The 25,806-nt window shown below is 69.1% G+C and carries 26 protein-coding genes and 2 tRNA genes; 11 read left to right on the top strand and 17 right to left on the bottom strand.

All coding sequences use genetic code 11. The annotated features are described in order from the left end of the window. Nucleotides 1-6 precede the first annotated feature (6 nt). Nucleotides 7-912 (bottom strand): NAD(P)H-dependent flavin oxidoreductase, encoded by a 906-nt coding sequence (locus JW792_RS01430; protein WP_135995234.1) that lies wholly within the window; start codon nt 910-912, stop codon nt 7-9. 241 nt (nt 913-1,153) lie between these two features. Between JW792_RS01430 and tyrS the strand changes: the two genes are divergently transcribed. Continuing rightward, a complete protein-coding gene (gene tyrS, locus JW792_RS01425; RefSeq protein ID WP_158291509.1) occupies nt 1,154-2,416 on the top strand; it encodes a tyrosine--tRNA ligase in 1,263 nt (420 codons plus the stop codon). A gap of 53 nt (nt 2,417-2,469) precedes the next feature. Here the strand turns inward: tyrS and JW792_RS01420 are convergent, their stop codons facing one another. After that, on the bottom strand, nt 2,470-3,300 hold the full coding sequence (locus JW792_RS01420; protein ID WP_135994434.1) for a sulfurtransferase: 831 nt from the start codon (nt 3,298-3,300) through the stop codon (nt 2,470-2,472). Between the two features lie 95 nt (nt 3,301-3,395). Here JW792_RS01420 and JW792_RS01415 point away from each other — a divergent pair, with 95 nt between their 5' ends. Together JW792_RS01415 and JW792_RS01410 are read left to right on the top strand one after the other, a co-directional pair. Then, nucleotides 3,396-4,556 carry a CaiB/BaiF CoA transferase family protein gene (locus JW792_RS01415; RefSeq protein ID WP_135994435.1) on the top strand — a complete coding sequence of 387 codons (1,161 nt, stop codon included), beginning with the start codon at nt 3,396-3,398 and terminating at the stop codon, nt 4,554-4,556. Beyond that, a complete protein-coding gene (locus JW792_RS01410) occupies nt 4,553-5,422 on the top strand; it encodes a crotonase/enoyl-CoA hydratase family protein (protein WP_135994436.1) in 870 nt (289 codons plus the stop codon). Before JW792_RS01415 ends, JW792_RS01410 begins: the two co-directional genes overlap by 4 nt. Nucleotides 5,423-5,428: 6 nt before the next feature. Here JW792_RS01410 and JW792_RS01405 read toward each other — a convergent pair whose 3' ends face one another. The 3 genes from JW792_RS01405 to JW792_RS01395 form a co-directional block, all read right to left on the bottom strand. Continuing rightward, the gene (locus JW792_RS01405) at nt 5,429-6,034 is read right to left on the bottom strand and encodes a DNA-3-methyladenine glycosylase family protein (RefSeq protein WP_135994437.1); all 606 of its coding nucleotides are present in this window, start codon (nt 6,032-6,034) and stop codon (nt 5,429-5,431) included. Nucleotides 6,035-6,133: 99 nt separating this feature from the next. Continuing rightward, on the bottom strand, nt 6,134-6,559 hold the full coding sequence (locus JW792_RS01400; protein WP_135994438.1) for a DUF6491 family protein: 426 nt from the start codon (nt 6,557-6,559) through the stop codon (nt 6,134-6,136). Between the two features lie 289 nt (nt 6,560-6,848). Then, nucleotides 6,849-6,934 (bottom strand) — tRNA-Tyr (locus tag JW792_RS01395). Between the two features lie 115 nt (nt 6,935-7,049). Between JW792_RS01395 and rlmB the strand changes: the two genes are divergently transcribed. After that, nucleotides 7,050-7,844, top strand: a complete 795-nt coding sequence (gene rlmB, locus JW792_RS01390) for a 23S rRNA (guanosine(2251)-2'-O)-methyltransferase RlmB (protein ID WP_135994439.1) — start codon at nt 7,050-7,052, stop codon at nt 7,842-7,844. Here the strand turns inward: rlmB and JW792_RS01385 are convergent. After that, nucleotides 7,841-8,998, bottom strand: coding sequence for a DUF4097 family beta strand repeat-containing protein (locus tag JW792_RS01385; protein WP_135994440.1), 1,158 nt, complete (start codon nt 8,996-8,998; stop codon nt 7,841-7,843). The genes rlmB and JW792_RS01385 overlap by 4 nt on opposite strands. Nucleotides 8,999-9,164: 166 nt before the next feature. Here JW792_RS01385 and JW792_RS01380 point away from each other — a divergent pair, with 166 nt between their 5' ends. Together JW792_RS01380 and JW792_RS01375 are read left to right on the top strand one after the other, a co-directional pair. Beyond that, nucleotides 9,165-10,817 carry an acyl-CoA dehydrogenase family protein gene (locus JW792_RS01380; RefSeq protein WP_135994441.1) on the top strand — a complete coding sequence of 551 codons (1,653 nt, stop codon included), beginning with the start codon at nt 9,165-9,167 and terminating at the stop codon, nt 10,815-10,817. A 7-nt stretch (nt 10,818-10,824) separates the two neighbouring features. Beyond that, entirely contained in the window at nt 10,825-12,192 is a 1,368-nt protein-coding gene (locus tag JW792_RS01375; protein ID WP_206340875.1) for a sodium:solute symporter family transporter, read from the top strand. On the opposite strand, the gene JW792_RS01370 is transcribed toward JW792_RS01375, so the two are convergent. From JW792_RS01370 to metG, 6 genes are all read right to left on the bottom strand, one after another. Next, a complete protein-coding gene (locus tag JW792_RS01370) occupies nt 12,189-13,325 on the bottom strand; it encodes a DUF819 family protein (RefSeq protein WP_135994443.1) in 1,137 nt (378 codons plus the stop codon). The two genes, JW792_RS01375 and JW792_RS01370, sit on opposite strands and share 4 nt — an antisense overlap. 38 nt (nt 13,326-13,363) lie before the next feature. Next, nucleotides 13,364-13,969 (bottom strand): hypothetical protein, encoded by a 606-nt coding sequence (locus JW792_RS01365; protein WP_135994444.1) that lies wholly within the window; start codon nt 13,967-13,969, stop codon nt 13,364-13,366. A gap of 76 nt (nt 13,970-14,045) precedes the next feature. Then, nucleotides 14,046-14,471, bottom strand: coding sequence for a RidA family protein (locus tag JW792_RS01360; protein WP_135994445.1), 426 nt, complete (start codon nt 14,469-14,471; stop codon nt 14,046-14,048). Next, nucleotides 14,468-15,808, bottom strand: a complete 1,341-nt coding sequence (locus JW792_RS01355; RefSeq protein WP_135994446.1) for a M20 metallopeptidase family protein — start codon at nt 15,806-15,808, stop codon at nt 14,468-14,470. The genes JW792_RS01360 and JW792_RS01355 overlap by 4 nt, the downstream gene beginning before the upstream one ends. A 74-nt stretch (nt 15,809-15,882) precedes the next feature. Further along, on the bottom strand, nt 15,883-16,389 hold the full coding sequence (locus JW792_RS01350) for a hypothetical protein (RefSeq protein ID WP_135994447.1): 507 nt from the start codon (nt 16,387-16,389) through the stop codon (nt 15,883-15,885). 72 nt (nt 16,390-16,461) lie between these two features. Next, nucleotides 16,462-18,174 carry a methionine--tRNA ligase gene (gene metG / locus JW792_RS01345; protein ID WP_135994448.1) on the bottom strand — a complete coding sequence of 571 codons (1,713 nt, stop codon included), beginning with the start codon at nt 18,172-18,174 and terminating at the stop codon, nt 16,462-16,464. Nucleotides 18,175-18,279: 105 nt separating this feature from the next. Here metG and JW792_RS01340 point away from each other — a divergent pair, with 105 nt between their 5' ends. Next, nucleotides 18,280-18,720 carry a DUF1761 domain-containing protein gene (locus JW792_RS01340; protein ID WP_158291510.1) on the top strand — a complete coding sequence of 147 codons (441 nt, stop codon included), beginning with the start codon at nt 18,280-18,282 and terminating at the stop codon, nt 18,718-18,720. A 102-nt stretch (nt 18,721-18,822) separates the two neighbouring features. Beyond that, nucleotides 18,823-18,898 (top strand) — tRNA-Thr (locus JW792_RS01335). A gap of 148 nt (nt 18,899-19,046) precedes the next feature. Here the strand turns inward: JW792_RS01335 and JW792_RS01330 are convergent. The 3 genes from JW792_RS01330 to rimI form a co-directional block, all read right to left on the bottom strand. Continuing rightward, complete coding sequence (locus JW792_RS01330) at nt 19,047-20,108, bottom strand: GNAT family N-acetyltransferase (RefSeq protein WP_135994450.1); 1,062 nt, start codon at nt 20,106-20,108, stop codon at nt 19,047-19,049. A 107-nt stretch (nt 20,109-20,215) separates the two neighbouring features. After that, nucleotides 20,216-21,679, bottom strand: coding sequence for a RimK family protein (locus JW792_RS01325; protein ID WP_135994451.1), 1,464 nt, complete (start codon nt 21,677-21,679; stop codon nt 20,216-20,218). Further along, nucleotides 21,676-22,176, bottom strand: coding sequence for a ribosomal protein S18-alanine N-acetyltransferase (rimI, locus tag JW792_RS01320; protein ID WP_135994452.1), 501 nt, complete (start codon nt 22,174-22,176; stop codon nt 21,676-21,678). The genes JW792_RS01325 and rimI overlap by 4 nt, the downstream gene beginning before the upstream one ends. Before the next feature lie 140 nt (nt 22,177-22,316). Between rimI and JW792_RS16915 the strand changes: the two genes are divergently transcribed. The 3 genes from JW792_RS16915 to JW792_RS01305 all read left to right on the top strand — a co-directional run bounded on the left by JW792_RS16915 (nt 22,317) and on the right by JW792_RS01305 (nt 23,887). Beyond that, nucleotides 22,317-22,940, top strand: a complete 624-nt coding sequence (locus tag JW792_RS16915) for a c-type cytochrome (protein ID WP_241095026.1) — start codon at nt 22,317-22,319, stop codon at nt 22,938-22,940. A 91-nt stretch (nt 22,941-23,031) separates the two neighbouring features. Then, complete coding sequence (locus JW792_RS01310; protein WP_135994453.1) at nt 23,032-23,334, top strand: DUF1289 domain-containing protein; 303 nt, start codon at nt 23,032-23,034, stop codon at nt 23,332-23,334. A 64-nt stretch (nt 23,335-23,398) separates the two neighbouring features. After that, nucleotides 23,399-23,887 carry a VOC family protein gene (locus tag JW792_RS01305; RefSeq protein ID WP_206340874.1) on the top strand — a complete coding sequence of 163 codons (489 nt, stop codon included), beginning with the start codon at nt 23,399-23,401 and terminating at the stop codon, nt 23,885-23,887. Here the strand turns inward: JW792_RS01305 and JW792_RS01300 are convergent. Together JW792_RS01300 and dusA are read right to left on the bottom strand one after the other, a co-directional pair. Further along, complete coding sequence (locus tag JW792_RS01300; protein WP_135994454.1) at nt 23,884-24,702, bottom strand: sulfite exporter TauE/SafE family protein; 819 nt, start codon at nt 24,700-24,702, stop codon at nt 23,884-23,886. The two genes, JW792_RS01305 and JW792_RS01300, sit on opposite strands and share 4 nt — an antisense overlap. Beyond that, nucleotides 24,699-25,697, bottom strand: a complete 999-nt coding sequence (dusA, locus tag JW792_RS01295; protein ID WP_135994455.1) for a tRNA dihydrouridine(20/20a) synthase DusA — start codon at nt 25,695-25,697, stop codon at nt 24,699-24,701. The genes JW792_RS01300 and dusA overlap by 4 nt, the downstream gene beginning before the upstream one ends. Between the last annotated feature and the right edge of the window lie 109 nt (nt 25,698-25,806).

The following is a 25,806-nucleotide window of genomic DNA, read 5'->3' as shown; positions in this document are numbered from 1 at the left end:
CCGCGCCTACCCGCAGACCCGCCGCTTGGCTCCGTTGTACTGGCTCGCGAGCTGGTTGATGAAGCTGGCGGCCGGCTGGACCTGTTTCACCGAGCCGATGCCCTGTCCCGAGCCCCAGATGTCCTTCCAGGCCTTCGCCGCGCTGTTGCCGCCGGAGCCGAAATTCATCTTCGTCGGGTCGCTTTCGGGCAAATTGTCCGGATCGAGGCCGGCCGCGGCGATGGAGCGCCGCAGATAATTGCCGTGAACGCCGGTGAACAGGCTCGTGTAGACGATGTCCTCGGCGTGGCCCTCCACGATCCCCTGCTTGTAGTCCTCGCTGGCGCGCGCCTCGTCGGTGGCGATGAACGCCGAGCCGATATAGGCGTAGTCCGCGCCCATGGCCTCGGCCGCGAGCACGCCGGCCCCGGTCGAGATCGCGCCGGATACCGCCAGCGGGCCGTCGAAGAATTCGCGAATCTCCGGGATCAGGGCGAACGGGCTCAGCGTGCCGGCATGGCCGCCCGCGCCGGCGCACACCGCGATGAGCGCATCCGCGCCCTTTTCCAGCGCCTTGCGCGCGAACTTCACATTGATGATGTCGTGCAGCGTCTGCCCGCCCCAGGCATGGACCGCGTCATTGAGCTCCTCGCGCGCACCGAGCGAGGTGATCACGAGGGGCACCTTGTACTTCTCGCAGCTCGCCATGTCGGCCTCGAGCCGGTCGTTGGAGCGGTGCACGATCTGGTTCACCGCGAACGGCGCGGCCGGCTTGTCGGGATGCTTCGCGTTGTAGCTCTCCAGCTCGCTCGTGATCTCGTCGAGCCATTCGTCGAGCTGGCTCTGCGGGCGCGCGTTCAGCGCCGGGAAGGAGCCGACGATACCCGCCTTGCACTGGGCGATGACGAGCCTGGGATTGGAGATGATGAACATCGGCGCCGCGATCACCGGCAGACGCAGCTTTCCTTCGAGTGCCTTGAGTCCGGCCAACGGCCCCTCCCCTTGTCTGATGGCGGCGGTGAACGCCGTTCGCTGAGGAGGACAGGCTAGCGCGGATTGGCGCCGTTGGAAGGGGCATATGTGCACCGCCCCACAAAATCACACGAAAGTTGAAAATCTTCTTGCGAGCCGTTACGCGCTCGTGATCCGGACCCTTTCTCGCGAAGACGCAGCCATGACCGACACGCCCTTCCTCGCCGATCTCCAGGCCCGCGGCCTGCTGCACCAGAAGACCGCCGAGCTGACCGACGATCTGATCGAGAAGGTGCGTCCGCCGCTCTATGTCGGCTTCGATCCGTCCGCGCCGAGCCTGCATGCGGGCAATCTCGTGCCGCTTCTGGGCATGGACCGCTATCGCCGGCGCGGCGGGCAGATCATCGTGCTGCTCGGCGGGGCGACCGGCCTGATCGGCGACCCGTCCGGCAAGGACACCGAGCGCTCGCTGCAGGCCGAGGAGACGGTGGCCGACAATATCGCCAGCCAGCGCGCGCAGATGGAGGCCTTCTTCGCGCGCACCGAGGGTCCCGCGCCGATCTACGTCAACAATGCCGACTGGTGGCGCGGCATGGGGGTGATCTCCTTCCTGCGCGATGTCGGCAAGCACTTCTCGGTCAATGCCATGCTGACCAAGGACTCGGTGCGCACCCGCATCGAGAACCGCGAGCAGGGCATCAGCTATACCGAGTTCTCCTACCAGCTGCTGCAGGGCTACGACTTCGTGCATCTCTACCGCGCCCATGGCTGCGCGCTGCAGATGGGCGGGTCGGACCAGTGGGGCAATATCGTCGGCGGGGTCGACCTCTTGCGCCGCATGGAAGGCGTGCAGGGCCATGCCGTGACCTATCCCCTGCTGACCAACTCGGAAGGCAAGAAGTACGGCAAGTCGGAAAAGGGCGCGGTCTGGCTCGATCCGGCGCTGACGAGCCCTTACGAGTTCTACCAGTTCTGGCTCAACACCGCCGATGCCGACGCGCCGAAATTCCTGCGCTGGCTGACCGAGATCCCGCTTGCCGGGATCGAGGCGCTCGAGGCCGCACCCGCCCACGAGCGCCGGCCGCAGAAGGCGCTCGCCGAGTGGCTGACCACGCGCATCCACGGCGAGAAGCAGACCCGCCTCGCAGAACGTGCCAGCGCGATCATCTTCTCGGGCAAGGCCGCCGATCTCGATGCCGATCTCGTCGACATGATCGCCAAGGCCGTGCCGACCCTGGAGGCGTCGCGAGGCGAGCCCCTGCCCGTGATCGACGCGATGGCCGAGGTGGGCGCGGCCGGCTCGAAGGGCGAGGCGCGACGGCTCGTGAAACAGAACGCGGTCTCGGCTAATGGCGAGAAGATCACCGAGGAGACCGCCGATCTTCGCGCCCACGCCGGGGAGGCGGGCGCGGTCGTGCTGTCGGTCGGCAAGGCCAAGCGCTTCCTGGTGCGGTTCGCGGGCTAGCGGCGGCGCCTTCTTCCCCCGCAAGCGGGGGGAGGAAAGACCCCGCCGAGCCTCTAGCCCCCCGTCACCACAGGCAGGTCGCCGCGGCCGGCCCATTCGGTCCATGAGCCGTCATAGAGACGCAGATCGGTGAAGCCGGCCTGCGTGAAGGCGGCGTGAAGGATGGCGGCGGTGACGCCCGAGCCGCAGGTCGTGATGACGCGGTGCGCGCGGTCCGCGACGGGCAGCACGGCCTCGAGCGCCTCTCCCGTCTTCATCCGCCCGTCTTCGGCTATCACGCTCCTGAAGGGCAGGCTGACCGAGCCGGGGATGTGGCCCGAGGCAAGGCCCGGGCGCGGCTCGGGATCGGTTCCGGCGAAGCGCCCGGCGGGACGCGCATCCACGATCACGGCATCGCCGCGCTCGACATGGTGGAGCACGTCGGCCCAGCTCACCGCATCGTCGCGCACGAACAGGACCGGCATGCGCGGCGCGGACCGCTCGATCGCCGGCGGCAGTTCGGTCTCGAGCGCGCGTCCCGCCGCCCTCCACGCCTCGAGCCCGCCGTCGAGCAGGCGCACGTCCAGCCCGAAGCGGGCGAAGGTCCACCAGGCCCGCGCCGAGGCGAGAAAACCGTTCTGGTCGTAGACGACGAAGCGCGCGCCGGCATCGAGCGCGTTCTCCGCCAGCCAGCGCGAGAAGCACGCGGCGCCGGGCGCCATGTGCGGCAGGGCGCTCGTCGGATCGGCGATTTCGTCGATGTCGAAGAAGACCGCTCCGGGAATGCGCTGCTCGGCGAACGCCTCCTGCCCGGTGCGCCCGGCACCGGGCATGAACCAGGTCGCGTCGACGAAGACCGCATCGCACGCAGCCGCCTCGTCCGGAGAAATCAGTACCTTGGCCATGAGACCCTCCTGAGCCGGGGTGGTCAGGCTAGCAGATTGCAGACCGGTTCGAAGCCCGCCACTGTGAGCCTGGATACGAAGACAGGGAGGAGACAATGGTGCTCGATCGCGTGCGCGTCATCGATCTCACGACCGTGGTCGCCGGGCCGCTGGCGAGCCTGGTGCTCGCCCAGCAGGGCGCCGAGGTGATCAAGGTCGAGCCCCCCGGCGGCGATCTCATCCGCCGGCTCGGCTTCATCGCCAAGGACGGGGCGAGCTCGACCCATCACGTGCTCGGGCGCGGCAAGCGGCTGATCCGCCTGGATCTCTCCACCGCGGCCGGGCGCGACGCGCTGGAGCGCCTGCTGAAGGATGCCGACGTGCTCCTGCACAACTACCGCCCCGGCGTCGCCGAGCGCATGGGCCTCGATGCGGACGCGCTGCGGCGGCGCCATCCGCGCCTGATCATCGGCGAGGTCACCGGCTTCGGCCCGAGCGGGCCGCTCAAGACCGTGCGCGCCTACGATCCGGTGATCCAGGCCGAGAGCGGGCTCGCCGCGCGTCCGGGCGGCCAGGAGCCCGCCCTCTACCCGCAATATATCTGCGACAAGGTCTCGGGGATGTATCTCGTCCAGGCCGTCACCGCCGCGCTCTACGCGCGCGAGAAGGACGGCAGGGGGCGGCGCGTTGAGGTGTCCATGCTGGAAGCCGCCACGGCGTTTTCCTGGATGGACGTGCACATGTCCCTCACCCTCGCCGACCCGGCGCGCGAAGGCCCCTCCATCGCCAAGGTCTACCGGCCCTGGAAGGCGAAGGGCGGCTGGTTCGTAGTGGTGATGCTGTCGGAGAAGGAGTTTACCGGCTGGTGCGAAGCGGTGGGCGCGGACGAGCTCCTGTCCGACGAACGCTGCGCCGACATGGCCAGCCGCTTCCTGAACTGGGACACGATCCGGCAGGTATGCGAGCCGAGGGTGGAGCAGATCGACATAGAGACCATCCTTGCCCGCCTGCGCGAAAAGGGCGTTCCGGCCGGCAAGGTGAACACCTCCGACGAGATGCTGACCCATGCCCAGCTCGCCGCGAGCGACTTCCTCTACGAGGCGCAGGCCGGCAAGGCCGGGCCGGTGCGCCTGCCCGGCAGCCCCGCCCGCTTCGACGGCGAGCGCCCCGGCATGGGCGCGACGGCCAAGGGCGACATCGGCGCGGACACGCGGGCGGTGCTGAGTGAGGCCGGGTTTTCCGACGACGAGATCGACACGCTGACGGGGCAGACATGAGCGACTTCACCACCCTCCTCTACACGGCCGGCGACCGGGTCGCGACGATCACCCTCAATCGCCCCGAGCGCCTCAACGCCATCAACCAGGCCATGCCCGGCGAGATCCGCCGCGCGGTGGAGCGCGCCGAGGACGATCCCGACGTCCACGTCATCGTGGTTCGCGGGGCGGGCAAGGGATTTTGCGGCGGCTACGACCTGAAGGAATACGCCGAGGCCGAGGGGGAAATCCCCGGCAGCCAGGACATGCCTTGGGACCCGATGGTCGATTTCGCCATGATGGAGCGCAATACGCAGGACTTCATGAGCCTGTGGCGCGCCAGCAAGCCGACGATCGCGCGCATTCACGGCGCGGCGGCGGCTGGCGGCTCGGACATCGCGCTGTGCTGCGACTTCGTGATCATGGCCACCGATGCGCGCATCGGCTATCCGCCGGCGCGCGTGTGGGGCGTTCCGACGCCGGCGATGTGGGTCCACCGCCTGGGGCCCCAGCAGGCGAAACGCCTGATGATGACCGGAGACCTCATCGACGGGCGCGAGGCCGAGCGCATCGGGCTCGCGCTGGAAGCCGTGCCCGAAGCCGAACTCGACGCCGCGATCGACAGGCTCGCCGGCCGCCTCAAGGGCGTGCCGAGGAACCAGCTGATGATGACCAAGATGGTCGTCAACCAAGCGGTCGAGGCGCAAGGGCTCGCCAACACCCAGCGCTTCGCCACCCTGTTCGACGGCATGGCCCGCCACTCCCCCGAAGGCATCTGGTTCCGCCAGCGCGCCCAGGAGGTGGGGTTCAAGGAGGCGGTCGAGGAACGGGATTCCGGCGCGCCGATCGCGGAGGGGGTGAGCAAGAGGCCGTATCGGCGGTCCTGAGGTCGCTCAGTCCGGCCGCGCATCCACCCAGCGCCACATGTAGAGCGCCAGGCGCGTGCGGTGCGGGGCGAAGCGTTCGGCGGTGCGGATCGTCTTGCGCCGCTTGCTGGTGAGGCTCGCCAGCGTGTTGCGCGCGGCGATGTCGCCGTCCGGCCAGATGTCCTCCTCGCCGAAATAGAACATGTTGACCATGTCGGCGGTCCAGGGGCCGACACCTCTGATCCGCGTGAGATGACGCGCGCGGTCGGCGGCGCAGAGATAGCGCAGCTCGCCGGAGTCCAGCCCGCCGGCGCGCGCCTCCGCGGCGATGGCGCAGACCGCGGCGGTCTTGGCTCCCGACAGGCCGCAGGCGCGCAGGGTGGCGGCGTTGCGCTCGCGCAGGAAGTCCATCAGCGGCACGTCACCCGCCGCGGCCTCCACCCGGCTCCAGATCGTGCGCGCCGCCTTCACGCTCAATTGCTGACCGGCCACCGAGCGGGCGAGCCGCTCACAGAGCGGCTGGGAATCGTCGGGGGTGAACGCCACCGGGCCGAGGCGCGACAGCGCGCCGCCGAGCGCGGGGCTCAGGCCATGGCCGATCTCGACGAAGCGGGCGTGAATGTGTTCGCACATGGCGCGAGACTAGCGAGGTCCACGCCGCGCCGGAAGCGGCCTCACGAAGCGGGCTGCCGGTGTGCGGACCGGAGCTGCCGCGCCCGGCCGGCGTCCCGCTCAGTCTTCGCCCGCTTCGGGATCCCAGGCGTAGATCTCGCGGATCAGACACTCGCGCGGCGGGCGCAGATCGCTGTGATCGGGCCCGAAAATGCTCGTGTAGGGAATGAGGGAATCCCCCCGCGACAGGCACGAGGAGAAGGCGTCGAAGCTGATCGACTGCGCCCAGTCGAGATCGGGACAATAGCCGGCGGTCTCGATGAGATAGTGCTCGTTCACGCTTGCCTCGACCACGATGGTGCGGTCGGTGGTCTGCCCGAAGCCGTGAATCTGGCGCGCGAAGCAGAGCCGGTCGACGGGCTCGCCGAGCCTTGGATCGTCGGCGAAGGCCGCAGCGCCTTTCGGCTCGCCATCGACCGCGGTCGTGCAGGCCGCTGCCAGCACCGCGGCGGCGCCGGCGAGAAAGATCGTGAGTTTCGGGGTCATGAAACGCCTCCTGAACCGCTCGAACATGATGTGTGGCCAACAGGCGCTACACTGAAGCCGTTCCGCCGGACAGGCAATCGCCAGCCGTCGCTCGATCGGCTTGAAGGGGCTTTCCACGACGACGCGCCCGGGAGCGCGCCTCGCGCCGGTCCGCCTTCGCTCGAATGACAGGTTGGGGCTTGCCTGGCCGAAGCTCGCGGGAGCGAGCGAAGGCCCCTGCCGGGGCATTCTCCGCCTTCAATCGATTCACCGGATCGATTGATCTGCCTATCGGCAGACCGGCTGCAAATGGTGGAGGGGGCTGGATTCGAACCAGCGTACGCCGAAGCGGGCAGATTTACAGTCTGCTGGATTTAACCACTCTCCCACCCCTCCAGAAACCCATGCGGTGGGCCCAACCGGAAAAAAACCGCCCCGCTGAACGGTGTTGCGTTGCCGCTCCTGCCGTCCTAACGAGGCCGCTCCCCGAATTGGAGCGCGGACTATATCCATGGCCCCCGAGCGGCGCAACACCCCGAAAAAGCCCGATGCAGCCCGTTCTGCAGGCAAGATCACGCAGATAGAGGAGGGCTGGATCTGGGGCCGCCATGCGGTCCTGGCCGCCCTGGCAAACCCGAGGCGGGAGATCCGGGCGCTCTACGTGTCGCAGAACGCCGCGCGCGATCTGCCCGAGGGTACGCCTTTCGAGATGGAGAGCCCCGACAGGATTGCAAGATCCCTGCCCGAGGGCGCGGTGCACCAGGGCTTCGCGGCGCGGGCCGCGGCGCTCGAGCCGGCGCCCCTGCGATCGGTCGCCGACCCCACGCACGGCCTCCTGGTGGTGCTCGACCAGATCACCGATCCGCACAATGTCGGCGCCATCTTCCGGTCCGCCGCCGCGTTCGGCGCCCGCGCCATCGTCATGCAGGACAGGAAGTCCCCGCCCCTGTTCGGCACGGTGTGCAAGAGCGCCGTGGGTACGACCGAGGCCGTCGACCACGTGCGGGTGGTCAACATCGCCGACACGCTGAAGGCACTGCGCGAGGAAGGCCGGGTGGTGCTCGGCCTGGCGGGCGAGGCGACGCTGTCGCTCGCCGACGCGGTCAGGCAAGCGGCCGGGCCCGGCCTCGTGCTGGTGCTCGGCGCCGAGGACAAGGGCCTGCGCCCGCGCGTCGCCGAGCACTGCGACGCGCTGGTGCGCATCCCGATGAGCGAGCTGGCCGAGAGCCTGAACGTCTCCACCGCCGCCGCGGTCGCGCTCTATGAGGCGAGCCGCTACAATCCGCGCATCAATCCGCCGCGCTAGTGGGCGGTGCGGAAGGCACCGCTGCCGCTCGACTGGACGCGCGCGGCGCCCTCGGTGGCCTGCACGTAGACGCCGCCGCCCGCGGCCAGGTCGATCTGCGGCGAAACCGCGGTGCCTCCGAAGGACACGTCGCCCGAGCCCGTGGAGCGCACGCTGAACGGTTCGGCCCGGCCGGCGTCGATCTCGACGTCGCCCGAGGCGGTGATCACGATCGCCACCGCCCCCTCGACGGCCGCGAGATAGGCCCCGCCCGATCCGTTGAGCGTCGCGTCGAGCCCGGCCGCGCGCCCGCCCGAGAGGCTGCCCGAGGCCGCCGAGCGGAAGCTGACCGGCCCTTCGGAGTCGCCGACATCCACATCGCCCGAGCCGGTGGAGACCGCATCGAGCGATCCGACATTTCCGGCCGACAGATCGCCGGAAGCGGACAGGCGCGCCTCGAGCCGGCCGGCAACAGCGCCGAGTTCGACATCGCCCGAGCCTGTCGCGGTAACCTCCGCGGCCGTGCTCGTCCCGGCGGTGAAGTCGCCGGACGCGGTGAGGCGGGCCGCGAGGGGACCGCGCACATCGCCGGCCTGCACGTCGCCCGAACCGGACAGCGACGCACTCAGCCGGCCCGCGTCGCCGATGCGGACATCGCCCGACGCGGACACCGCGATCTCGGCGGCACCGCCGACATCGCCGGTGGTCACGTCCATCGAGCCCGACAGCGCGATGCCGGCATCGCCCGCGATCGCGCCGGTTTCCAGATTGCCGCAATGCTCGGCCTCGACCGTCAGCGCGCCGAGATCGCCGGCACTGCCCTGCACGATCGACTCCCGGATCGAGACCGCCGTGCCCTCGGGCACCGTGATGCGCACGCTCGCGAGATCCTCGAAGGGAACCGCCTCGCGCCGCGACGGGCCGACGCGCTGATTGTCGGACGTGTGAAAGAAGCGCGCGCCGTGGCAGCGCCAGCGGCGCATGTCGAGACCGCCATCGAGGGTCAGGCCACCCGTCCCTTCCACGATCCGCGGCGCTCCGGCCGGGCCGGGCTGCAGGAGTTCGGCCGAAAGCGAGGGGCCGGAGACGATCTCGATGCGGCCGGCGAAATTCTCGATCTCCACGGCCGGCTGGGCCTGTACAAGGGCGGCGGCGAACAGGGCGGGGACAAGCATGGGGAGGCTCCTTGACGGTTCGACTTGCCGAGAAGGATGCGCCCTGCGCGGCATGCGGATGCATCGAAGCGGCAAAAATCCACGCCGCCGGGCTTACCCGCGTCCCGCGGCAGGCTAACATCGCCACCCGACAGAGCCTGAAGTTCCGCCCCGCCGGAGAGAGACGATGACCCACTACAAGCCACGCACCGATTTGCCCACCCACGAGGTATTCAACCAGTCGGAGGTGATGACGGGGATCGATTTCTTCTCTGCCGACACCATCCTCTCGGACGCCATCGCGCGCTCGCCGGCGCAATCCCATGCCCAGCGCCTGTCCGAGTTCGGCGCGAAGGTGGGTTCCGAGGAGGTCCAGACCTGGGGCATCGAGGCCAACCGCAACCCGCCTCAGTTCAAGCCGTTCGACCGCTTCGGCCGGCGCATCGACGAGGTGGAGTTCCATCCCGCCTACCACGCGCTCATGGATCTCGGGCTCTCCAACGGGGTCTCCAGCGCGGCCTGGACGGTGAAGGAGGGCGGGCATTCGCTGCACAGCGCTCTGATGATCCTCATGGGCAAGGCCGATGACGGAGTGTGCTGCCCGATGTCGATGACCTATGCCTGCGTGCCCGCGCTCGAGCATGCCGGGTGGACCCGTGACTGGGTCGCGGGCGCGACCTCGGGCATGTACGACAGGCGCTTCTTGCCGAAGGAGCAGAAGACCGGCCTCACCCTCGGCATGGCGATGACCGAGAAGCAGGGCGGCTCGGACGTGCGGGCGAACACCACGAAGGCCAGGCCGCTGGACGGCGATGGCGAGGTCGAGCTGACGGGCCACAAATGGTTCTGTTCCGCGCCGATGAGCGACGCCTTCCTCACTCTCGCCTACGAAGAGGGCGACGAGCGCCTGTCCTGCTATCTCGTCCCGCGCTGGCGGCCGGGCGGCACGCGCAACACCATCGAGATCCAGCGCCTGAAGGACAAGCTCGGCGACCGCTCCAACGCCTCTTCCGAGATCGAGTACAAGGGCGCCTGGGCGCGCCGGGTCGGGGAGAAGGGCCGCGGGGTGCGCACCATCATCGAGATGGTCAACCACACGAGGCTCGACTGCCTCGTGGGTTCGGCCGGCCTCATCCGCCAGGCGGCCTCGACGGCGATCTGGCACGCCGACCGAAGGAGCGCCTTCCAGCGCCGGCTCGTCGACCAGCCGCTGATGCGCGAGGTGCTCGCCGAGATGGCGATGGAGGCCGACGGCGTGATGGCGCTGGCCTTCCGCGTCGCGGAGGCGTTCGACAAGGCGAAGGAAGACGAGCACGAGGCCGCGCTGGCGCGCATCCTCACCCCGCTCGCCAAGTACTGGATCTGCAAGCGCGCGCCCTATCTCGTCTATGAGGCGATGGAGGCGCATGGCGGGGTCGGCTATGTCGAGGAATTCCCGCTCGCGCGCATGTTCCGCCAGAGCCCGCTCAACGCCATCTGGGAAGGCTCGGGCAATGTCATCGCGCTCGACGTGTTGCGCGCGCTTGCCCGCGACGAGGCGGCGCGGGAGGCGCTGAAGGCCGAGATGGCGAACGCCGCGGGCCATCACCCGGCGCTGGACGAGCGCCTGAAGCGGCTCGGCCAGACCGTTGAAGGCGGGATCGGCGAGGCCGATGCGCGCCGCTTCGCCGAGCAGGCCACCCTCGCCCTCATCGCCGCGAGCCTCATCCGCGCCGGCCTCGATCCGGTCGCGGACGCCTTCATCGCGCGGCGCATCGACGAAACTCCCGTGATGCTCGGCGCCGGCTCGGCGCAGATCGACGCGGACACGCTGATCGATCGGGCGCGGCTGAAGGTCTAGACCCGCGATGATGCTCGCCGCCCTTGCGGGTTACGTCCTCCTCCAGCTCGCCATCGCGTACTGGGCCTCGCGCAAGATCGCCGGGGATGCCGATTATCTCGTCGCCGGGCGCAGGCTCGGCCTGTTCGCGGTGGGCATCTCGGTGTTCGCGACCTGGTTCGGCGGCGAGACCGTCATCGGCTCGACCGCGACGATCGCAACCGAGGGTATCGCGGGCGCGCGGGCGGAACCGATCGGCTATGCGCTGTGCCTGATCCTCGCCGCGCTGCTGGTCGCCGGCCAGCTCAGGGCGCGCGGCTACATGACGCTCGCCGACTTCTTCCGCGACCGCTTCGGGCCGCGCGCGGAGGTCGCCGCCGCGCTCGTGGCGATCCCGACCTCGGTGGTGTGGGCGGCCGCGCAGCTTCTGGCGCTCGCCTCGATCATCGCGGTCGTCGCCGGCCTGCCCGTCCAGCTCACCCTCGTCGGCGCGGCGGGGCTCGTCATCGTCTATACCCTTCTCGGCGGCCTGCTCGGCGACGTCATTACCGACATCGTGCAGAGCGTTGTGGTGCTCACCGGGCTCGTTCTCCTGCTCGTCCTGCTCTTCATGCGCGCCGGAGGGATCGGCGAGGGCCTTGCCATGATCCAACCGGAGCAGCTGGTTCTGGTCCCCGAAGGCGAGAGCTGGATTGCCCGGCTCGACGCCTTCGCCATTCCCATTCTGGGTTCGATCGTCGCGCAGGAGATGATCGCGCGCTTTCTCGGCGCGCGGACCGCCCGCATCGCGGTGCGTGGCGGGCTTATCGCGGGGGCGGCCTATCTCGTCGTGGGCTTCATCCCGCTGACCTTCGGGCTGATCGCGCCCCATCTCGGCTTCGACCCGGCCGAGGGCGATCTCTTCCTGCCCAACCTTGCCAGGGACCTGCTGCCCGGCGCGCTGTTCGTGGTGTTCGTCGGCTTCCTCTTTTCTGCCGTTCTGTCGACCGTGGACTCCGCCCTGCTCGCGGTCTCCGCACTGTCGACGGAGAACATCTACGCGCGTTTGCGTCCCGAGGCGGACGAGCGCGAGAAGCTCGTCGCGGCACGCGTCCTCACCGTGGCCGCGGGGCTGTGCGCCTACGCCGTGGCGACAAGCGGGGAGACGATCTACGGCCTGGTCGAGATCGCGAGTTCGCTCGGCTCGGCGGGGCTGCTGGTGAGCCTGCTCGTCGGCCTCAGGACCCGCTTCGGCGGCGAGGCCTCCGCGCTGGCGGCGCTCGCCGGCGGGCTCGCCACGATCGCGGTCGCCGAATACGTCTTCGCCGTGCCGGGCGCCTTCATGCTGTCGATCCTCATGGCCGGGCTCGCCTACGCGCTCGCCGGCCTCGTCCTCGTCCGCCCCGTCCGCGCCTAGCTCAGGAGCGCATAGACCCCGAGCGCGATTCCGGTGCCGATGACGTAGCCCAGCACGCCGGCGAGCACGCCGGGGGTGACCAGGTCCTTCCAGCCCTTGGCCGCAGCCAGCGCCGGCGCGGTCGTCGCACCGAGGATGGCCGCGTTCGAGGCGATGATCATCTCCGGCAGGGAGAGCCGCGCGATCGAGCCGACGACCAGCATCACCGCGCCGTGAATCGCGATCAGCAGGGCGATGAAGGCCATGATCATCGGCGCCTGCGAGATCATGTCGGGCACGTTCGCCCCGGCCGCGATCGCGCCGAAGAACACGAAGGCGAGCACCACACCGAGCTCGAACCCGCCATGCAGCTTCGCCATCTGGTTCGGGAACAGCGTCGCCGGGATCACGGCGAGGACCGTGATGATCACGTAGCGCAGGCCGGGCATCCCGATCATCGCGGTGATCCAGTCGGAGACCGCCACCACGACGAGCGCGAAGGTCAGCGTCAGCCCGAGGCTGAGCGCGCTCGCCCGGCCCTCGCTCGCCTCGCCGGTCTCCGCGATCGTGCCGCCGGTGTGGTCGCGCGCCACGAAGCGCCTGGCGAGCCAGGCAAAGCCGGGAAGCAGGGCCAGGATGCCGAGCCAGGCCGCGCTCGCCAGATGATCCGCGGCCACGATCGCCGATACCAGCGCGGGCTCGTTCGCGGCCAGACCGGTCTGCTCGGTGAGCGGCGCGAAATTGACGCTGCCGCCGATATAGCTCGCGGTGAGCGAGCCGGTGATCGCCGCCTCCAGCGCCCCGAGATCGAGCAGCAGGGCGGCAAGGAGCGCACCGGCGACCGTCGCCGCCGTACAGATCAGGAAGGCGATGGCGATCCGCGTCGTCTCGAAGAAGATGCGCCTCAGGTCCGCCTTCATCAGGAAGAGCGGGATCAGAACGGGCACGAAATAGGCGAAGACGAAGTCGTAGGCCGGCGCGTCGAAGGGGATGATCCTGAAGTTCGAGGCCAGGATCGCCAGAAGGATCGTCCACACCGTCCCGGTCAGCAGCGCGCCGATGCGCGTCCTTTCCAGCAGGAAACCCGCGCCGGCTATGGCGAACAGGGCGGCCATGACGGCCAGATGAGCCTCGGCGGGGATCAGGGAGTCCATCAGCGCCTCTCCTCGGGGCGCTGTCGCGATCGCGCCCGCTACACGGTTCGTGGCGCGCCAAGGCGCCGGTTCAGCCTGTCCTCGACGTCCAGCAGCACCGCGAGATCGCGCGAGCGCAACGTGGTGTCGATTCGCCGGCCGCCTTCATAGAACAGGTAAATGCGTGCCGGGAACAGCCGGAAGGCGCCGAGTCCCGGCTCCGGTTCGGGCACGGCCGGGCGCGCCGCCCCTCCGACCTGGAAGCGCCCGGCATCCGGCGGGAAGCGCCTGGCGCCGATACGCACGGCCTTCTCGTCGACCTCGACCCACTTGGAGCGGTCGAGGATGTTGAACATCTTCAGGACAAAATAGGCGATGTAGGCGACCAGCAGGACCAGCCAGGCGATGGTCAGCGCTTCCAGCGTGAAATCCATCGTGCCCCGTCCCGCCTCGGGATCGAAGCGGCCGCCCTCCAGCGAGTAGAGGATGAAGATCACCGCGCCCAGGAGCGCGAAGACGAGGATGAAGAGCAGGTTGTCGGCCAGCCCCGACAGGACCCGCCGCCGGCGCCGCACGCGCACCTTCTCCTCCGTCTCGCGCAGGTCGAACTCGCGGGCAATGGAGGCGGGCGCCGAAATGGCGCCGGGGACGGGCGGAGCAACCATGAATGTCCCTCGCAGCGAAGCCGGCCGGGCGGCTCCGATACAGGAACATTCGGGTGCTTGCGCGGGTTCCGGGCGGTCAGCTCCGCACGGTCGAGGGCAGCACGGCGTCGGCCTCGATCTCGACGAGATAGTCGGGCGTCGCGAGCGCGCTGACGCCCACCATCGTGCTCGCCGGGGGATGGGCCCCGAAGACGCGCCGGTGCGCCTCGCCGACGGCGGCCTGGACCTGCGGGCTCATGTCGGTGACGAACATGCGGGTGCGCACGACATGGGCGGTGTCGGTGCCGGCCGCCTCGAGTGCCCTCGCAATGATCTCGAGGCAGCGCCCGGCCTGCGCGCCCGCATCGCCCGGCGCGAAAGGCCGGCCGTCCTCGCCGACGGCGACGGTGCCTGCGACCCAGACAAGGCCTCCGTGCACCACCGCGCGCCGGTAGCCGACCTTGTCTTCCCAGGGGGCGCCGGACGTGATGCGCAGGACCGCGCCGTCGGCCTCGGTCCTCATTCGGTCGCCCCGGTCGCCACGCCGTTATCCAGGATGTCGAGCGCGATGGCGGTCAGGCCCTCGGTGGCCATGGTGATCGAGGCCTCGGCATCGGGATAGAAGAAGGGCGAGTGGTTGGCCGGCGGGGTCTCGCCGCGCGCGGTATATTCGTCCCAGACGTCGTGCGGCTGGCCGCCCACCCAGAACATGAAGATCGGCACGTCCTCCTCGGTCATGCCGTAGCGGGAAAAATCCTCCCCGCCGGTGACGGCCTGGGCGGTCTGGACCGCATCGCCGAAGCGCGCGCGCAGCACCTGGCCGGCCTGTTGTGACAGATCGGGGTCATTGTACAGGGCCGGGGTGTAGATCTCGTCGATCTCGACGACCGGCATCAGCTCCTCGGGAAGGCCCGCCGCAAGCGCCTGGGCGCGCGCGATGCGCTGAATGCCGTCGAGCAGGGTCTGGCGCACCGCCGGCTCGTAGCTCCTCACGGTGAGCTGCAGATGTGCGCTGTCGGGGATGATGTTGTGCTTGGTGCCCGCGTTGAAGGCGCCCACCGTGACCACGCCGGTGTCGAAGGGCGAGATCTCGCGGCTGACGAGGGTCTGCAGGTTCGTGACGATCTGGCTCGCCAGCACGATCGGGTCGATGCCGTTCTGCGGGCTCGCCCCGTGCGCGCCGATGCCGCGCACATGGATGTCGACCGTGTCGACATTGGCCATGGCGTATTCCGGCGCATAGCGGATCTGGCCGGCCGGGATATAGCCCCAGGTGTGGAAGCTCACCACCGCGTCGGGTGTGCCGAATCGCTGATAGAGTCCGTCATTGAGCATGGCGTAGGCGCCGAGCCCGATCTCCTCGGCCGGCTGTCCGATCAGGATCAGCTTGCCCGACCAGGCGTCGCGATTGTTGGAGAACCAGCGTGCCGCGCCGACGAGCGCGGTCATGTGCGTGTCGTGCGCGCAGGCGTGCATCACGGGAAAGACATTGCCCGAGCGGTCCTCCTGCGTGACGGTGGAGGCGAATTCCAGGCCCGTATCCTCCTCCATCGGCAGCGCGTCCATGTCGGCGCGCAGCAGGACGGTGGGCCCCTCCCCGTTCTCCATCACCGCGACCAGGCCGGTCTCGCCAACGCCCTCGGTCACCTCGAACCCGGCCTCGCGCAGCTCGGCGGCGAGGCGCGCCGCGGTCTCGCCCTCCACGAAGGAGAGTTCCGGATTGGCGTGGAAGTGCCGGTACAGGCCTTCGAGATGGGCCGCGTAGTCGGCCTCGATCGCGCTTCGCAGCTCGCCTTCCTGGGCAAGACCCGGCGCGGCGAGGGCGAGTGCGGAAACGGCGGCAAGGGCAAGACGGCGCATCGGTTTCTCCCCGGGTTTCGATGGCGCGCATTGCAGCGCGCGGGGAGAGGAAGGTCAATGGCGCGAGCGCCGCGCTAACCGAACAGCGCGTCGATATCTGCCTGGGCGGAGGCCCCCTCCTCCGGTTCGGCGCCGTCGATACGGCCGTGGATCGCGCCGGAGGCGGCGCTGATCAGCGGGCGGATGTCCTCGTCGGCGAGCCGCGCGATCTCGGCGAGGACGGCACGCGAGGCGCCGGCGCGCAATAGGCTCTGGGCCCGTGCGACCTCGGCGTCGATCTGCAGCACGATGGTCTCCAGATGGGCCCGCACCGCCTTCGGCGCGGCGCCATAGGCGGCGATGGCGAGGTCCCGGGCGGCGAAGCTCGAACGCCGGAAATGCTCGACATAGCCGCAGGGCTCCCAGGCGAGCATGTCCTCGGCGCATTCGGGCATGTCGGAGAGCATGTCCATGAGCATGACCACCTCGTTGAAATGGTTGAGGTAGTCGGTCGCGAGCCCGGTTTCGGGATGGATATTGGCGCGGGCAAGCGCCTCGCGCGCCAGCCGCCCCTCGCCCAGGATGTCGCCTGCTTCGCTCATGATTTGTCCGGACAGTCGAGCGTCATCCGGCCACCCTGTCCGGACAGGGTTTAGGAAGGGCTAATCGTGCGATCAATCCACCGCGCCGCCGAACCTCTCCCTCCATTCGGCGACCTGCTCGTCCTCGATCTTGGCAAACAGCACCTCGGGCGGGCTGAAGGGACGGCCGGGCGGCAGGGCGGTGAGGATCTCCTCAGCGCTGGCGCGCGGCCAGTCATAGCCCTCGTGGGACAGACCGAGCGCGTTCATGATCTTGTCCGCCGTGAACGGGATGACGGGGTGGGCGATCAATGCGAACAGGCGGCACAGGTTGACGCCGGTACGCACGCCCAGCGCCGCGCGCTCGCGATCGGTCTTGAAATGCGTCCAGGGCTCGGCCCGGGTCAGATATTCGTTGCCCGCGGCCCACAGGGCGCGGGTCTCGGCGGCCGCCTTCCGGAACTCCATCGCCTCGTAATGCTTCGCGATCGCCTCCAGGCGCTGATCGACCTCGGCATAGAGCCAGCGTTCCGCCTCGCCCGGCGTGCCGCCGGCGGGGATTTCACCCTCGAAGCGCGAGGCCCCGAAGCGCAGGATGCGGTTGACGAAATTGCCGAGCACGTCGGCGAGGTCCTTGTTGACCACGCCCTGGAAATGCTCCCAGGTGAACTGCGCGTCCGCGCCCTCCGGCGCCCCGGCGGTGAGATACCAGCGCCAGTAATCGGCCGGCAGGAGCGCGATCGCCTGGTCCATGAAGACGCCGCGCTTCTCGCTGGTGGAGAACTTGCCGCCATACCAGGTGAGCCAGTTGAAGGCCTTGAGCCGGTCGACCGTCTTCCAGGGCTCGTCCGATCCCAGGATCGTGGCCGGGAAGGACACGGTGTGGAAGGCGACATTGTCCTTGCCCATGAACTGGACATAGGTGACGTCGTCCGCCCCCTGATCGGTCCGCCACCAGCGCTGCCAGTCCCCGCCGGTGAGATCGGCCCATTCCACCGTCGCGCCGATATAGCCGATGGGCGCATCGAACCAGACGTAGAACACCTTGTCCTCGAAGCCCTCGCGCGGCTTGCCGTTCTTCACCACCGGCACACCCCAGGACAGGTCACGCGTGATGGTGCGGTCCCTCAGCCCCTCGTCGAGCCACTTGTAGGCGATGGATTTGGCAAGGCTCGGCCAGCCGGAGGCCGCATCGACCCAGGCGCGCAGCCGGTCTTCCATCTTCGTCTGCAGCAGGCGCAGATGGCGCGTGTCGCGCACCTCGAGATTCCTCGAGCCCGACACCGCCGAATAGGGGTCGATGAGGTCGGTGGGATCGAGCAACCGGCCGCAGGAGTCGCACTGGTCGCCGCGCGCCTTCTCGTAGCCGCAGTTCGGACAGGTGCCCTGGACGTAGCGGTCGGGCAGGAAACGGGCGTCGTCGATCGAGTAGATCTGCTTTTCCACGACCTCCTCGATCAGGCCCTTCTCCTCCAGCACCTCAGCGAAGTGCTGGGTGAGCTCGGCGTTCTGCGGGCTCGAGGTGCGGCCGAAATAGTCCCAGGAAAGGCCGAAGCGCTCGCCGATGTCCTTCTGGATCTCGTGCTGCTCGTCGCAATAGGTCTTCACGTCCTGGCCGGCGGCGGCGGCGGCAAGCTCGGCCGGCGTGCCGTGCTCGTCGGTGGCGCAGATCGCCAGGACCTCGTGGCCGCGCATCCTCTCGAACCGGGCATAGACGTCGGCCGGCAGCATCGACCCGGCCAGATTGCCCAGGTGCTTGACGCCGTTGATGTAAGGCAGGGCGCTGGTGACGAGAATGCGGGCCATTTTCGGAATGTCCGTCCTTGGAATATAATTATGAGTCGGCGCACACCGCGCCTGCAGGCTCCGGAAGGCGGACACATAGCCGCCCCGGACGGGGAGGAAAACACCATGCCACGCATTTTTGGACACGATCTTCTCGCAGTGATCGCTGCGGTCATCCTGGCCTACGCGGTCGGCTTCATCATGTACGGCGTCCTGTTCACCGAGATGTGGATGGAGATGGCGGGAATAACGCAGGCCGATGCCGAAGGCGCACCGGCCTGGAAGATGTATCTCGGGATCGTCATGCCGATCCTGATGGTGCTGGGCCTAGCCAAGCTGTTCAAGCTGACCGGCAAGTCCGACCTGATGGGTCATCTCACGGTCGGCTTCGTCGCCTGGCTCGGCTTTGCCTTTCCCACGCTGATGTATGGCTGGGTCTACGGGATCGGCTATCCGCTCGGTCTGCTCGTCATGGACGGCGCCCACCTGCTGATCTCGATTCTCGTCGCCAGCGCGGTCCTGCTCTGGCGCAAGGAGGCCTCCGCGGCCGCGGCGGCGCCGGCCTAGGGCTCTGCCGGCACCTGACGAACGTCTTGGAGTCGAAGCGGGTCTGGGGTATCACCCCGGCTCGCTTCGGCCCTCGATCCCAACCGGGTACGGGTTCGCGGCGCCGGCTTAGCTCAGCTGGTAGAGCAGCGGTTTTGTAAACCGAAGGTCGGGGGTTCGATCCCCTCAGCCGGCACCATCTTGCTGTCCGCCCTCGCTCCGCCCGGCCGGTCCTCGCTGACGCTGCGGGTGGGCTTTCCAAACAAGGGCTGTGTCGCCGGGGCCTCGGCGACGGCGGGCTTCAGCCAACGCTTGGCTCGGGCTCTCAAGCCACGGCCGGCCAGGCCTCATGCAGCCATCATCCGGTCCAGCTTGAGGACTGCGCGGCGCGGGACGCTGGCGAGTGCCCCCAAGGGCGCCGCCGCGAGCCGGCGTTCGAGGGCGGCGAGCCGGCGAACTGCGCTTCGGACCGGCCCGGCTCCGGCCAACCCCGATCCGATCTGCATGCCGGCATTGGCGAATTCGAGCTTGTAGCGGAAATCGCCCGGCCCGAGATCGATCCGGCCGATGCCGAGTTCGCGGTGACGCAGCGCGACGGTTTCCAGCAGCAGGAGGCCCGGGCTGAAGCGGTGGGCGAGCGGGTCGTAGGCGGGAAACCAGTAGTGCAGCACGCCATCGGCCATGATGCCGAAATGCGCCGCGATCGGACGCCCCCCGCAGGAGAGCGTCGACAGCACGCCGCGGAACTCGCGGTCCCGGCGCGAGAAGAAGTCCTCCATCAGGTCGCGGAACCAGACTTCGCGCGCGAGATCGCGATGACCGCTCTCGCGGTATTGCCGGCTCTTCCAGGCCCAGAGCTGGTCGAAGGACGCCTCGCAGACGCTGTCGAGCGCGATCTCGATCTCTCCGAAGGCGCGCGCAAGCTTGTTGCGCTTGGCGTTCAGCCGCTTGAGGCTCGAGCTCTTCTTGCGCACCGCGCCGTGCCAGGCCCCGGCGCCCGCGGACAGGTCGATCTGGTGGAAGGTCTCCAGACACGCCGCCTCGCGCGACAGCACGCCCTCGCCCTGCGGCACGCCGGAGAAGGAGAACAGGGCGAGCCCTCCGGCACGCGCGAGCGGCTCGAAGCAGAGCCCGCTCCCGGGCCGCGCGACGACGCCGTGCAGATCGGACAGGTCGCCTCCCAGCGGACGGGCGCTGAACCCGCCCGACTGGATCGCGAGGAAGCCGGCGATCTCCCCGTCCCGGCGCGCGACGAGCACCTCCGCCTCGCGGCGCACGCGCGCCAGCGCCTCGGCGTCCTCCAGGCGGAAATACGGGCTGCCCAGCGCCGGATTGGAGCGCTGGATGTCGCGCCAGGCGGCCCGCTCGGCGAGCGTCAGGGAAGCGAAGGCTTTGCGTTCGACGTCCATGGTGCGAGATCCCGCTTCGCGCTGGCGCCGGCGTCGCGCGATGGCACGCGCACGCTGGCGTCACGGCTTCATGCGGGACGCGGCGCAAGTTCCGCGCCAGCCGGCCCTCAACCCGGCAGATGGCCGATGCGCGCCTCCAGCCGGGCGGCGAACCAGGCGATGATCTTCTTCCACAGCTCGTCCTTCAGGATCGCCCCCTCGACATCGGTCTCCAGATTGGGATTGTCGTTGATCTCGATGATGAAGACGCCGTCGTCGTTCTGCTTGATGTCGATGCCGTAGAGCCCGTCCCCGATCAGGCGCGCGGCGCGCACCGCGATGTCGATCACTTCGGGCGGGGCCTCGGCGACCGCGAAGGTGGAAAAGCCCCCCTCGGTCATCTTGCCGCCCTCGTGCTTGATGATCTGCCAGTGACCCTTGGCCATCTTGTACTGGCTCGCGAACAGCGGCTCGCCCGCGAGCACGCCGACGCGCCAGTCGAAGGTCGTGGGCATGTATTCCTGGGCGATGATGAGGGCGGTGTCCTTGAACAGGGCCCTGGCCGTCTCCTTCAGCTCGGCCAGCCTGGCGACCTTGTGCACCTGGCGCGAGAAGGAGCCGTCGGGAGCCTTCAGCACGACCGGGCTGCCGAGGCGCTCCATCACGCCGGCCAGATCGGAGTCCTCGTCGAGGATTTCCGTCTTCGGCGCAGGCAGGTTCGCCTTTTCCAGCAGTTCCTTGAGATAGACCTTGTTGGTACAGCGGATCATCGACTGGGTGTCGTCGATCACCGGCATGCCCTCCTGTTCCGCACGCCGCGCGAACCGGTAGGTGAAGTTGTCGATCGCGGTGGTGGCGCGGATGAACAGCGCGTCGTATTCGGCAAGGCTGGCGAGATCGTTCGGACCGATCGGCTCGACCTCGACGCCCTCGCGCGACGCCACGCTCGCGAGCCGCTTGAGGGAGGACGCGTCCGAGGGCGGCTTCTCCTCCTTGGGATCGACCAGCACGGCCAGCGACCAGCGCGCGATGGCGCGGGTCTTCTGCGGCGCCCAGCTTCGGGCGGTGTGCGCGTCCATCGCCTCCAGGAAGAAGGCGCGCCGCTCGCCCTTCAGCGTATGCACCGAGACCGGGCGGATCTTCTCGATCTGACCGTCCTCGTCGATCTTCACCTCCAGGACCGGGACGCGGAACCAGTCGAACAGCAGCTTGGAAAACCGCTTGAAGCCCTCGGCGTCGGCCCGGCCGAAGGCGACGATGATGGTGGAGGGCACGCCACCGGCCGCCTCGGCGTCGCGCGCGAGCGCCGCATTGAGTTCGGGCAGGGCCGGCTCGTAGAGCGACTTCCTCGACAGCTCGACCATGTTCTGCACCGCCGGGGCCACGCGGTGCGCGCGCGCCTCGGCGAGCAGGGAAGCATAGTAGCCTTCGCTCTGATAGCCGTAGGAGCGCGCCAGGTTGATGATGTTCGGCCGGCGCCCGGCGAACAGGCGCGGCTTGGTCAGATAGTCGGTGACCTTCAGCACCTTGTGCGGGGTCTCGTCCTGGCCGAGATCGCCGGCGTAGTCGACGAGGATGAGCCAGTCGCTCATGAGCTTTGTCCTTCAGCGCCGGTATCGAGTTCGCGTTCCATGATCACCGCGTCCTCCCCGTCGGGGTAATAGTGCGGCCGCATCCCCGCCCGGGAGAAACCGGCCCTTTCGTAGGCCCGCCGCGCACGCGCATTGGAGGCGCGCACCTCCAGGCGCAGGCGGGTGCAGCCGCGCCGGGCCGCCGCGTCCCGGACCGCCTGGAGCAGCGCCGTCACCACCCCGGTACCGCGCGCCTCGGCCGCGACCGCGATGGAGTAGAGCCGGGCGACACGCGCACCCTCGCGGAACAGGACGAGTGCGTAGCCGGTGGCCTGGCTTTCCCGCTGCGCGATGAACACGGATGCGCTGGCGCTGGCAAGCAGGCGTCGCAGGCTCCGGCGGGAAAAACGGTCGGCCTCGAAGGCGCCGCCCTCCAGCGCGTCTATCGTATCGAGATCGCACTTGCCGGCGCGGCGTACCGTGACCGGGCTGGCGGAAGCGGGATGGCTCTGGCTCAAGGGCGACTCGCACGCGGCTCGGATCGTCTATCTAACGCGCTGGAAACGTCTGCGTCATCTGGCGCGTTGAATCGATCCGGGGAGAACGGCAGGATGCCGGTGCATTTTGCCCGAACCGATTTTTCGAGGAGTTTTCTGCAATGACCCGATCGAGCCTGATCGCCGCCGTTTCAGCCCTGGCGCTCGCCGCGTGCGGCGGGGCCGGCGAGCCCGCGCCCGAAGAGGACATGGCGCCCGAGGGCGATGCCGCCAGCCACAGCCGCGTCGAGACCGGCCACGGCCCCGAGGAGCCGGCCCGGGCAACCGCCGGCGAGAACGCAGCCGGACAGACCGGCGATGAGGCTGCCGCGGCGGACGCAACCGGCATGAGCGAAGAGGCGCAGACCATACTCGCCGATTTCGGCGAGCCCTATGTCAGCGCGAATCTCGAAAACGGCGCGCGTGTCTTCCGGCGCTGCGCCGCGTGCCACACGCTCGAGCAGGGCGCCCGCCATCTCGTCGGGCCGAACCTGTATGGTGTGTTCGGCCGCGAGGCCGGGACGGCGGAAGGCTTCCGCTACTCCGGCGCCGTGGAGAATGCCGACTTCCGCTGGACGCCGCAGCGCCTCGACGAATGGCTGGCGAACCCGCGCGAGTTCCTGCCGGGCAACCGCATGGCCTTTCCCGGGCTTCGCGATCCGCAGGACCGTACCGACGTGATCGCCCATGTGGCGGTGGAAACCCACGCCGAGCCCGGTCCCGAAGCGCCCGAGGAGCCGCAATAGCAGCTCCGAAAGGCAGCGGAGAGGACGAAGGACCGCGCCGGGCGCAGTCACCTGCCTTGCGCATCAGGATCGCGCGCCTCAGATTGCACCCATGGCGCGCGATATCTGGTCTCCCTGCATCAAGGTCTGCTTCGTCGACCCGGCCCACCGCATGTGCGTGGGCTGCTTTCGCAAGCTCGAAGAGCTGGGGCGGTGGACGAAGTTCACCGACGCCGAGCGCGAAGCGGTGCGCGGCCAGCTCGCCCGGCGCGAGGCCGCCTATGTGGCGAGCCGGCCGGGCTCGTCCGGCCCGCCCTCGCCCGGGCCGCGCGACTGTGGCGAGGCGGATGCCTGCGCCGGTCCGGAGACCTGCCAGGCCAAGGGACTCGACTGTCCCGCCCTGCGCCCGGCGTAGCCGACTTCACAGCGGTACGGCGTGCCGCTAGAGTGCTCGCCCGATCACCGGGAGCCCTTCCGCCATGACGCATGCGCCCGGCGCTCTTCTCGCCCTGCTTGCCCTTCAGACCGGCGCTGCGCAGGAGGCCGCCATGGACCAGCGCCTGACCTTCATCACGCTCGCCGTCGAGGACGTTTCCGCCTCGCGGGCGTTCTACGAGGCGCTTGGCTGGACCGCATCGGAGAGCGCGAGCCAGGGCGATTTCGTGATCTTCGACCTCGGCGGCGTCGGGCTCAGCCTCTATCCCCGGGCGGCCATGGCGAGTGAGGTCGCCGGCGGACCGCTGCCCGGGCGCGCCGCGATCGCGCACAACGTGGCCGAACGCGATGACGTCGATGCGGTCTACGCGCTTGCCCTCGAGGCCGGCGCGGCTCGCGTGCGCGACCCGGCCGAGCAGTTCTGGGGCGGATATTCGGCGATGTTCGCCGATCCCGACGGACACTACTGGGAGATCGGCTGGAATCCCCATCTCGCGCTCGAGAGCGACGGCTCGCTGGCCCCGCTCGACTAGCCTCCAAACACCGCCTCGCGGATCATGTTGAGCGCCACCACGACGAGGCCGATGGCGAAGGCCTGCCGCAGGCGCGCCTCGGGCAGGGCGTGGGCGAGGCGTGCCCCGACCGGCGCGAGGAAGACCGCGGCGGCAGCAAGGACCGCGAATCCGGCCATGTTGACATAGCCGAGCGAGAAGGGCGCGCGCATCGGCTCGTCGAGACCGGCCGCCATGAAGCCGATCGCGCCGGGTAGCCCGATCGCGACGCCGAAGCCGGCGGCCGTGCCCACCGCCTTGTGGATGGGCTTGCCGCACAGCGTCATGAGCGTCACGCCGAACACCCCGCCCCCGATGCCCATGAGCGCCGAGAGGATGCCTATGAAGGCACCGAGCACACCGGAGAGCGGCAGGCCGGGCATCGCCTCGGCGAGTTTCCAGTCCGGGCGGCCGAAGAAGAATTGCGCGGAAAGCACGAGGGCAACCGCGCCGAACAGGCCGGTCAGGCCCCGGCTCGGTATGAAGTCTGCGAGCACGGAGCCCGCGAGCGCCCCGATCACGATCCAGGGTGTCCAGGTCTTCAGCACATGGCCGTCGACCGCGCCACGGCGGGCATGGGCGGCCACCGATCTCAGGCTCGTCGCGACGATGACGGTGAGCGAGGTGCCCACCGCCGCATGCATGGCATGGGTCTCGTAGCCGAGCGCGGTGAAGGTGAAATAGAGGGCGGGGACCATCACCACCCCGCCGCCGATCCCGAACAGGCCCGCGATCAGCCCGGCGAAGGCCCCGGTCGCCAGCAGGCCGGCGAGGAACAGCCAGAGCTCCCCGCTCACGCGGCGTTCGCCTCGGGCGCGACCGCTTCGAGCGCGCGTTCCACCACCGACCAGTCCGCCCCCGGCCGGTTCGCCTCGCTCGACAGCACCTGGCGCCAGCGCCGGGCGCCGGGCCGGCCAGCGAACAGGCCGAGCATGTGCCGGGTGATCGCGTGCAGGCGCGTGCCGGCGGCCAGCTCGCGCTCGACATGGGGACGGTAGGCGGCGAGCGCCTCGACCGGATCGGCGACCGGGTCGGGCGCGCCATAGACGCGGCTGTCAACGCGGGCCAGCTCGAACGGGGTGTGATAGGCCGCGCGTCCCAGCATCACGCCGTCGAGTTCGCCTTTGCTTTCAATCGCATGATCCAGAGACTGAAGACCGCCATTGAGGATGATCTCCAGCTCCGGCCGCGCCGACTTCAAGCGATGCACGAGATCGTAGTCGAGCGGAGGGATTTCGCGATTGTCCTTCGGGCTCAATCCCTTGAGCCAGGCTTTTCGCGCGTGGACGATGAAGGTCGTCACGCCCGACTTCGCCACGGTCTCGACGAAGGAGAAGAGCGTCTCCTGCGGGTCCTGGTCGTCGATGCCGAGGCGGTGCTTGACCGTGACCGGGACCGAGACCGCCTCGCGCATGGCGGACAGGCACTCGGCCACGAGTTCGGGCTCGGCCATCAGGCAGGCGCCGAACCGGCCCGACTGCACCCGGTCGGAGGGACAGCCGACATTGAGATTGATCTCGCCGTAGCCGAAACTTTCGGCGATCTTCGAGGCCTCGGCGAGGGACTCCGGATCGGAGCCGCCGAGCTGGATCGCGACGGGGTGCTCGGCAGGGTCGAAGCCGATTAGGCGCGGCGCGTCACCGCGGATGACCGCCTGGTCGACCGCCATCTCGGTGTAGAGCACGGCCCGGCGCGTCAGCACGCGATGGAACGCCCGGCAATGCCGGTCGGTCCAGTCCATCATCGGCGCCACGGTGAAGCGGCGGTCGTAGGGTTTCGCGGGGCTCGTCATCGCCGGTGATGTAGGCCGCGAGCACCGAAATCGCAAACCGCAATTGCCCCCTGAGCCCTGCCAGGAATGGAACGCCGCAGGGCGCGCATCTGTTTTGCTGCCCAGACGG

This window comes from Marinicauda algicola (assembly GCF_017161425.1).
Taxonomy (GTDB): domain Bacteria; phylum Pseudomonadota; class Alphaproteobacteria; order Caulobacterales; family Maricaulaceae; genus Marinicauda; species Marinicauda algicola.
The sequence above is the reverse complement of the archived record's forward strand: the minus strand, read 5'-3'. Positions and strand labels throughout refer to the sequence as shown.